Source organism: Streptomyces sp. 15-116A (assembly GCF_025290915.1).
Classification (GTDB): Bacteria; Actinomycetota; Actinomycetes; order Streptomycetales; family Streptomycetaceae; genus Streptomyces.
The window spans coordinates 1-7,355 of record NZ_JAOCQE010000296.1 but is presented as its reverse complement, the minus strand read 5'-3'; the positions used below and the strand labels follow the sequence as shown (position 1 = coordinate 7,355).

Below are 7,355 nucleotides of genomic sequence, written 5' to 3'. Positions count from 1 at the left end.
CGAGGCCGCCCGTCACACCGCCCGTGGTGGAGCCGGTGCCGCCGGTCGTGGAGCCCGCCGTACCGGAGCCACCGGTGCCGGATCCGCTGCCGCCGGTGCCCGAGCCGGACCCGGAGCCGCCCGTGCCGCCCGGGAGTTCCGCGTCGGCGCTCACGGCCACCGCGAGGTCGGCCGGGTCGAGGGCCGTGCCGGCGGTGTAGAAGTCGCCGAAGGCCTTCGCGCCGGCCCGGGTGAGGGTCGCCGTGACGTCGTCGACGGTGATGACGTCGTCCTTGGCGGACAGGGTGGGCGACGTGGCCTTCAGATCGGCCAGGACCACGTCCTGCGACCGCTCGCCCAGGCTGGTGACGTCGGCGGACAGCGTGCCGGTGCCGTCGTCGAGGGTGACCTCGAGGTCGGTGAGGGTGAGGTCGAGACCGTACGTCCCGTTCTCCTCGTGCCCCTTGAAGTTCACCGCGCCCTTGAAGGCGGCCTTCAGTCTGCCGGCGTCGGTGTCGTAGGTGCCGCTCGCGTCGGGGAAGGTGAAGGCGCCGTTGCCCCCGGCCTGGGTCGCACCGGCCGAGGCGGTGATCTTCCCCTTGGCGACGGGGCCCACGACATACGAGCGGAAGGACTGCTTCACGCCCCAGCCGAGGGTGCCGTCGGCTATCTCGCCCTTGGTGGCGGGCACGGCCGGCGCCTTCGTCGGGGAGACGGAGGCGGAAGCGGTGGCGGACTCCGAGGCCGTGGCGCCCGGCGTGGACGCGGGCGGCGAGGTGGTCGTGGAGGTCGGCGCGGAGGTGGGCGGGGAGGTGGGCGGGGACGACGGCGAACCCGACGGGCTCGGTGCGGGCTTGGTCTTCTGCACCACCGTCAGCGGATCGCCCGCCGCGCCCTCGTAGCTCGCGCTGCCGAAGACCTCTGCGGCCTCCTTGGTCAGCTTGGTCGCCATGTCCTTCATCTCGCGCGTGACGGTGACGGTGGCGAGCGGGACGTCGTCCTCGGTGGTGCCGTTCGCCGTCACGTCGGCGGTGATCTCGGCGGCGCCGCTGTCGAACTTCACGTCCGACAGGGCGAGTTCGAAGCGGTGGGCGTCGGACTTGATGCGCAGGCCGCCCTTGAAGCCGAGGTCGACGGTGTGCGCGGTGGAGTCGTACGTGCCGGTGCCGTCCGTGAAGGTGAACGGCCCGTTGCCGGCCGCCTGGGTGGCGCCGTCCGACGGGGTGAAGGTGCCTTGCGCCATGCCGGTGACGTAGGAGCGGTACGACTGCTTGATGCCCCAGGACAACTCGTAGCCGGTGAGCGGTACTTCGGCCGCCGAGGCGGTGGTCGCGCCGGTGAGGGCGGTGGCGCCGAGCGCGGCGGCGGTGGCCACGGCGGCGGTGAGGGCGGTGGAGCGGCGTCGTCTGACGGGCGTCGTCGGGCTGACGGGCATGGTCCGGTGTCTCCTTGGTGGTCGGGAGGAGTTCAGTGGTGCTGCGGGGTGTCCGCGGCCGGGCGGGTGCGCCGGCGCCTGCGGACGGTGAAGGCGGCTACGGCTCCGAGTGCGAGCAGGGATCCGGCCGCGAGGGCGAGAGGCAGGGTGGGGAGGTCGCCGTCGTCCTGCGAGGCGTTCGCGACGGGCTCGGGCGACTTCGGCGAGTCCGAGGCGGATGCGGCGCTGGGCGCCGGGCTGCTGCCCAGGTCCGGCAGTGCGGGGAGTTCCGCGTCCTTGGTGAGCGCGACCGCCAGGGACACCGGGTCCATCTCCGTGCCCTCGGGGTACATCCCGCCGAGGGCCTTCGCCCCGTAGGCCGTGAGCTTCGCGGGTGCCTCGGTCACCCGCACCAGACCGTCCTTCGGCTTCAGGTCCTTCGCCTTCGCGGTGAAGGTGACCAGCGGGACCTTCCTGCCGCTGTGGTCCGGTGCCGAGACGTCGGCGTACAACGTGCCCTTGGTGTCCTGGACGCGCACTCGGACGCCGCTGAGCCGCAGGTCGAGCCCGTGGGCGCCGGTGAAGCGGACGGTGCCGTCGAAGGCGGCGGTCAGGTCGCCGTCGTCGTACGTCCCCTCGCCGCCGGGGAAGCGGAAGAGCGCGCCGCCGTCCTGCGCGCCCGCCGACAGGGTCCACTCGCCCTTCGCGATGTCGCCGGTGACGTATTCGCGGAAGGTGCGGCGCACGCCCCAGTCGACGGCACCGCCAGCGAGTGTGCCCGGGGCCGAAGTCTCCTTGGGCTCCGGCGACTTGGACGTGCGGGACGGCTGCGGCGAGGCCGCCTTCCCCTGTACGTCGGCCGAGAGGCTCACCGGGTCGAGTGCGGTCCCGGCGGTGTAGTAGCCGGCGAAGGACCGGGCGCCCTGGGCGGTGAGGGTGGCGGGGAGGTTGTTCAGGACGACGGAGGTGCCGCCGCCGCGCATGTCGATGCCGCCGAGGGAGAGGGAGGCGAAGGGCACCTGACGGGACGTCGTGACCGTCCCGGTGCCCTTCGCCTTGGTGGTGACGTCCAGGTGGAGCGTGCCGGTGGAGCCGGAGATGCTCACGGTGGGACGGCTGAGGGTGAGGTCGAGCTGGTACGCACCGGCCGCCGTGCGGTGGCCGGTGAAGCGGACCCCGCCGGAGAAGGCGGCGCGGAAGGTGCCGGTGTCGCCGTCGTAGGTGCCGCTCGCCGAGTGGAAGCGGAAGCCGCTGCCGCCGACGGTGGCGGCGCCGCCCGTGAGGGAGTAACCGCCTTTCGCTATCGGCCCGGTGACATAGCTCTGGAAGGACGACTTGATGCCCCAGTCGAGCCGTCCGCCCTGGACGGTGCGGCTCTCGGCGTGCGCCGTGGCGGCCGGGAGCAGGGCCGTAAGGACGGCCGCCGGAACGGTCGCACAGAGTGCGGTCACCAGGGCACGCAGACGGGTGGGCATGGCGGGTCCTCCGGGGACGACAGCCGGTAGCGAACGAAGGTAAGGCTAACCTAAGCTGCATCACGAGCAACATCCGCAGTGGACGAGCTGTGACCGAAAGGAACGGACACGACCGTGCGACGCTTGCGCACTCGACTGGCGGGAGCACTGCTGTCCGTGCTCGCCCTCACCTTCACCGCGACCGGATGCGGAGGTTCCCCGGGCGCGGCCACACCGTCCCCGCAGCGTTCCTCGGCCGGCGCGGACCGGGTGGAGCCCCTCGGGCGGAAGCCCACCCCCGAACTCCCCGTCACCGTCCGCTCCTCGGACGGCGGGAAGGTGACGGTCGACCGGGCGGAACGTCTCGTTCCCCTGTCCGGGAGCCTCAGCGAGATCGTGTTCACGCTCGGTCTGGGCGACCGGGTGGTGGCCCGCGATGTGACGGCGACCTTCGCGCAGGCCGCGAAGCTGCCCGTGGTCACCCGGGGCCACGACGTCTCGGCGGAGAGCGTGCTGTCGCTGCGGCCGGACCTGGTGCTCGCCGAGTCCACGACCGGCCCGGCGGAAGCGATGGACCAGATCCGTGCCGCCGGGATCCCTGTACTGGTCGTCGCCCCGGCGAGCGGACTCGACGACGTGGGCCCGCGGATCCGTTCCGTCGCGAAGGCGCTCGGCGTGCCCGGCGCCGGCGAGGAGCTGAGCCGCCGCTCCGAGCAACGGATCGCGGCCGTGACCGAGTCGGTGCCCGAGGAGAGGCCCCGTCCCCGCGTGGCCTTCCTCTACCTGCGCGGCTCCGCGTCCGTGTACCTCATCGGCGGCAAGGGCTCCGGGGCGACCTCGCTGATCGAGGCGGCCGGGGCGGTGGACGCCGGGGCCGCGTCCGGGCTGGAGAAGGACTTCACCGCCATCACGAGCGAGGCACTGGTGAAGGCGGCGCCCGACGCGATCCTCGTGATGAGCAAGGGACTCGAGTCCGTCGGCGGCGTGGACGGCCTGGTGAAGATCCCCGGTGTCGCCCAGACCCCGGCCGGGATGGACCGGCGGATCGTGTCGGTGGAGGACGGGGTGCTGCTCAACTACGGGCCGCGCACCGACCAGGTTCTCAAGTCGGTCGTGGCCCAGCTGTACGACGGCAAGGGCGGCGCGGAGTGACCGTCCTGGAGAAGAGCGCACCGGCGACGACCGTCCCCGTCCGCGGGCGCCGCAGCGTCGCCTGGCTGCTGACCGCCGGACTGGTCACCGCCCTCGTCGTGCTGATCCCGGTGGCGGCGGGGACGGGCGCGTATCCCGTGCCCGTGGCGGACGTGCTCGCCTCGGTGCTGCACCGGATCGGGCTCGGCGGCACGGAGTTGGACCGGATCGCGGAGTCAGTGCTGTGGAACGTGCGATTCCCCAGGATCGTGCTGGCCCTGCTCGTCGGGGCGTCCCTCGGCTGCGCGGGGGCGCTGATGCAGGGCGTGTTCGGCAATCCGCTCGCCGAGCCGGGGGTCATCGGCGTCTCCTCGGGCGCGGCGGTGGGCGCGGTCGCCGCGATCGCGCTGGGGCTGAACTTCCTCGGCACCTGGACGGTGCCGGCGCTCGCGTTCTTCGCGGGGCTCGCCACCGTCCTGCTGGTGTACGCGATGGCGCGATCGGGCGGCCGCACGGAGGTGGTGACGCTGATCCTCACCGGGATCGCGGTGAACGCCTTCGCGGGCGCGCTGATCGGGCTGTTCCTGTTCTTCGCGGACACCGCGGCGATCAACCAGATCACCTTCTGGCAGCTCGGCTCACTGTCCCAGGCCACGTGGCCGAAGGTCCTGGCCGTCCTGCCGTGCGCGGCGCTCGGTCTGGCGGTGGCACCGCTGTACGCGCGGCGGCTGGATCTGCTGGCGCTCGGCGAGCGGCCGGCCCGGCATCTGGGCGTGGACGTGGAACGGCTGCGGATCGTGCTGGTGCTGGTCATCGCGCTGCTGACGGCGGCGGCGGTGAGCGTGTCCGGGATCATCGGCTTCGTCGGTCTGGTCGTCCCGCATCTGCTGCGGATGGCGGCCGGTCCCGGGCACCGGTTCCTGCTGCCGGGCAGTGCGCTGCTGGGGGCGCTGGTGCTGCTGGCGGCGGACCTGACGGCCCGTACGGTCGCGGAGCCCGCCGAGCTGCCCCTCGGTGTGCTCACGGCGCTGCTCGGCAGCCCGTTCTTCTTCTGGCTGCTGCGCCGCACCCGGCGCAGGCAGGGAGGCTGGGCATGATCCGTGTACGACGACGCCCCGTCCCGCCGGCCCCGGTCGAGCCCGGCGCGGTCCTCGCCGAGGCCCGGGGGCTGACCGTGAGGCTGGGTGGCCGTGAGGTGCTGAGCGGGGTGGATGTCAGCGTGCGGGCGGGCGAGGTGCTGGCGCTGGTCGGGCCCAACGGGGCGGGAAAGTCGACGCTGTTGAGCGCGCTGGCCGCCGATCTCCCGCCCACCACCGGCACGGTACGCGTCCACGGCCGCCCGGCGCCGGAATGGTCCGCCCCGGAACTGGCGCTGCGCCGAGCCGTGCTCCCCCAATCCACGGCCCTCTCCTTCCCGTTCACGGTCGAGGAGGTGGTCCGGATGGGCCGGGCACCGTGGGCTGCGGCGAGTCCCGAGGAGGACGACGCGGCCGTGGCGGAGGCGATGGCCGCGACGGAGGTGACCGGTTTCGCCGCCCGCCCGTTCTCCGCGCTCAGCGGCGGCGAGCGGGCCCGGGTGGCGCTGGCGAGGGTGCTGGCCCAGCGCGCTCCCCTGCTGCTGCTCGACGAACCGACCGCCGCGCTGGACCTCAGGCATCAGGAGCTGGTGCTGCGCCTGTGCCGGGCGCGGGCGCTGGCCGGGGACGCGGTGGTCGTGGTGCTGCACGACCTGGGACTGGCGGCGGCGTACGCGCACCGGGTCGCGGTGCTGCACGACGGAGGGGTGGCCGCCGACGGCCCGCCGCGGGAGGTGTTCGGCGGGCGGCTGCTCTCGCAGGTGTACGACCAGCCGGTGGAGGTGTTCCCGCATCCTCGGACGGGGGCGGTGCTGGTGCTGCCGGAACGCGGTGGATCGACCTCCGGTTGACCCGCCCTGACCCTCCCTTGACCTACACATGGCACGCCTTTTGGGACACCGTGACCTGCCCGTGCTCATACACCGTCCATGAGAGAGGGATCACGGAACGCACAGGTATCACCCAGGAATTCCTTAGGTACCTTAGGCGAGCCTCACCTTCCTTGAGTGAGGCGTGTCACATCTCCTTTCGGCCATCTGGGAGCCCCGCATGCGACCCGCCAGACTCTCCGTCGTCACCGCCGTAGCCACCGTGGCGGCCCTGGCCGCCGTCACCGGCTGCACCGAGAAGGGCGCCGGCGGCGACGGCGAGGGTGTCGTCGAGGTGACCGCCACCGACGACAAGTGCCAGGTGTCGAAGAAGGAGTTCCCGGCCGGGCACGTCGAACTCGCCATCGAGAACAAGGGGTCGAAGGTCACCGAGGTCTACATCCTCTTCCCCGACGACCGGGTGGTGACCGAGCGGGAGAACATCGGCCCCGGCACCAAGCAGCGCGTCACCGCCGAGGTGAAGGCCGGCGACTACCAGATCGCCTGCAAGCCGGGCATGCGCGGCAAGGGCATACGCCAGGCCGTGAAGGCCACCGGCGGCAAGACGGTCGAGCGGGATCCGCGCCTGGACAAGGCGGTCGCCGCCTACCGCGAGTACGTCCAGGCACAGGCGGACGAGACCCTGCCGAAGGCGGAGGAGTTCGCCCAGGCTGTGAAGGACGGCGACCTGGAGGCCGCGAAGAAGGCGTACGCCCCCTCCCGGATCGGCTGGGAGCGCACCGAGCCGGTCGCCGAGTCGTTCGGTGACATCGACCCGAAGGTCGACGTCCGTGAGGACGGCCTGGAGGACGGCCAGGACCCGGCCACCGACTGGACCGGCTGGCACCGCCTGGAGAAGGCGCTGTGGCAGGACAAGAAGATCGGCGACCGGGAGAAGGAGCTCGCCGATCTGCTGATCAAGGACCTGAAGGACTGGCAGAAGCGGGTCGGCAAGGCGGAGATCACCCCGACGTCCATGGCGAACGGCGCCAAGGAACTCCTCGACGAGGTCGCCACCGGCAAGGTCACCGGCGAGGAGGAGCGCTACTCCCACACCGACCTGGTCGACTTCAAGGCCAACGTCGAGGGCGCCGAGAAGTCGTACGCGCTGCTGAAGCCGGTCGCGCAGGAGAACGACGCGAAGCTGGTGAAGGAGCTCGACGAGCAGTTCGCGGCGCTGAACACGCTGCTGGACAAGTACCGGGCGGACAAGGACTCGTACGACTTCACCTCCTACGACAAGGTCGGCAAGGCGGAGCGCAAGGAGCTGTCGGACGCGGTGAACGCGCTCGCGGAGCCGCTGTCGCAGCTCGCCGCGGCCGTCGTGAAGTAGAGGCAGGTTCCGATGACCGAGACCGACAGCAACGCGCCCGCGCCCTCGCGGCGGGCGCTGCTCGGCTGGGGCGGGGCCGGGCTCGCGCTCGGCGCCGCC

6 protein-coding genes are annotated in these 7,355 nt (G+C 72.4%); 4 read left to right on the top strand and 2 right to left on the bottom strand.

All coding sequences use genetic code 11. The features are described 5' to 3' along the window. Both N4P33_RS30180 and N4P33_RS30175 read right to left on the bottom strand, forming a co-directional pair. Positions 1-1,414, bottom strand: a 1,414-nt coding sequence (locus N4P33_RS30180) for an HtaA domain-containing protein (protein ID WP_260830122.1), incomplete at its 3' end; no start/stop codon positions are given. A 32-nt stretch (positions 1,415-1,446) separates the two neighbouring features. Further along, a complete protein-coding gene (locus N4P33_RS30175; RefSeq protein ID WP_260830121.1) occupies positions 1,447-2,868 on the bottom strand; it encodes an HtaA domain-containing protein in 1,422 nt (473 codons plus the stop codon). Positions 2,869-2,991: 123 nt separating this feature from the next. Between N4P33_RS30175 and N4P33_RS30170 the strand changes: the two genes are divergently transcribed. The 4 genes from N4P33_RS30170 (at position 2,992) to efeO (ending at position 7,256) form a co-directional block, all read left to right on the top strand. Further along, the gene (locus N4P33_RS30170; protein ID WP_260830120.1) at positions 2,992-3,999 is read left to right on the top strand and encodes a hemin ABC transporter substrate-binding protein; all 1,008 of its coding nucleotides are present in this window, start codon (positions 2,992-2,994) and stop codon (positions 3,997-3,999) included. Next, positions 3,996-5,075 (top strand): FecCD family ABC transporter permease, encoded by a 1,080-nt coding sequence (locus N4P33_RS30165; protein WP_399030376.1) that lies wholly within the window; start codon positions 3,996-3,998, stop codon positions 5,073-5,075. The genes N4P33_RS30170 and N4P33_RS30165 overlap by 4 nt, the downstream gene beginning before the upstream one ends. Then, positions 5,072-5,905: a heme ABC transporter ATP-binding protein gene (locus N4P33_RS30160; protein WP_260830119.1), complete on the top strand. Its 834-nt coding sequence runs from the start codon at positions 5,072-5,074 to the stop codon at positions 5,903-5,905. Before N4P33_RS30165 ends, N4P33_RS30160 begins: the two co-directional genes overlap by 4 nt. A 199-nt stretch (positions 5,906-6,104) precedes the next feature. Further along, positions 6,105-7,256: an iron uptake system protein EfeO gene (gene efeO / locus N4P33_RS30155; RefSeq protein ID WP_260830118.1), complete on the top strand. Its 1,152-nt coding sequence runs from the start codon at positions 6,105-6,107 to the stop codon at positions 7,254-7,256. Positions 7,257-7,355: the final 99 nt, after the last annotated feature.

What these genes read in the sequence shown, in the direction of transcription:
- N4P33_RS30160 (WP_260830119.1), top strand. Translation starts at nt 5,072, where the DNA reads ATGATCCGTGTACGACGACGCCCCGTCCCGCCGGCCCCGGTCGAGCCC.
- N4P33_RS30175 (WP_260830121.1), bottom strand. Translation starts at nt 2,868, where the DNA reads ATGCCCACCCGTCTGCGTGCCCTGGTGACCGCACTCTGTGCGACCGTT.
- efeO (WP_260830118.1), top strand. Translation starts at nt 6,105, where the DNA reads ATGCGACCCGCCAGACTCTCCGTCGTCACCGCCGTAGCCACCGTGGCG.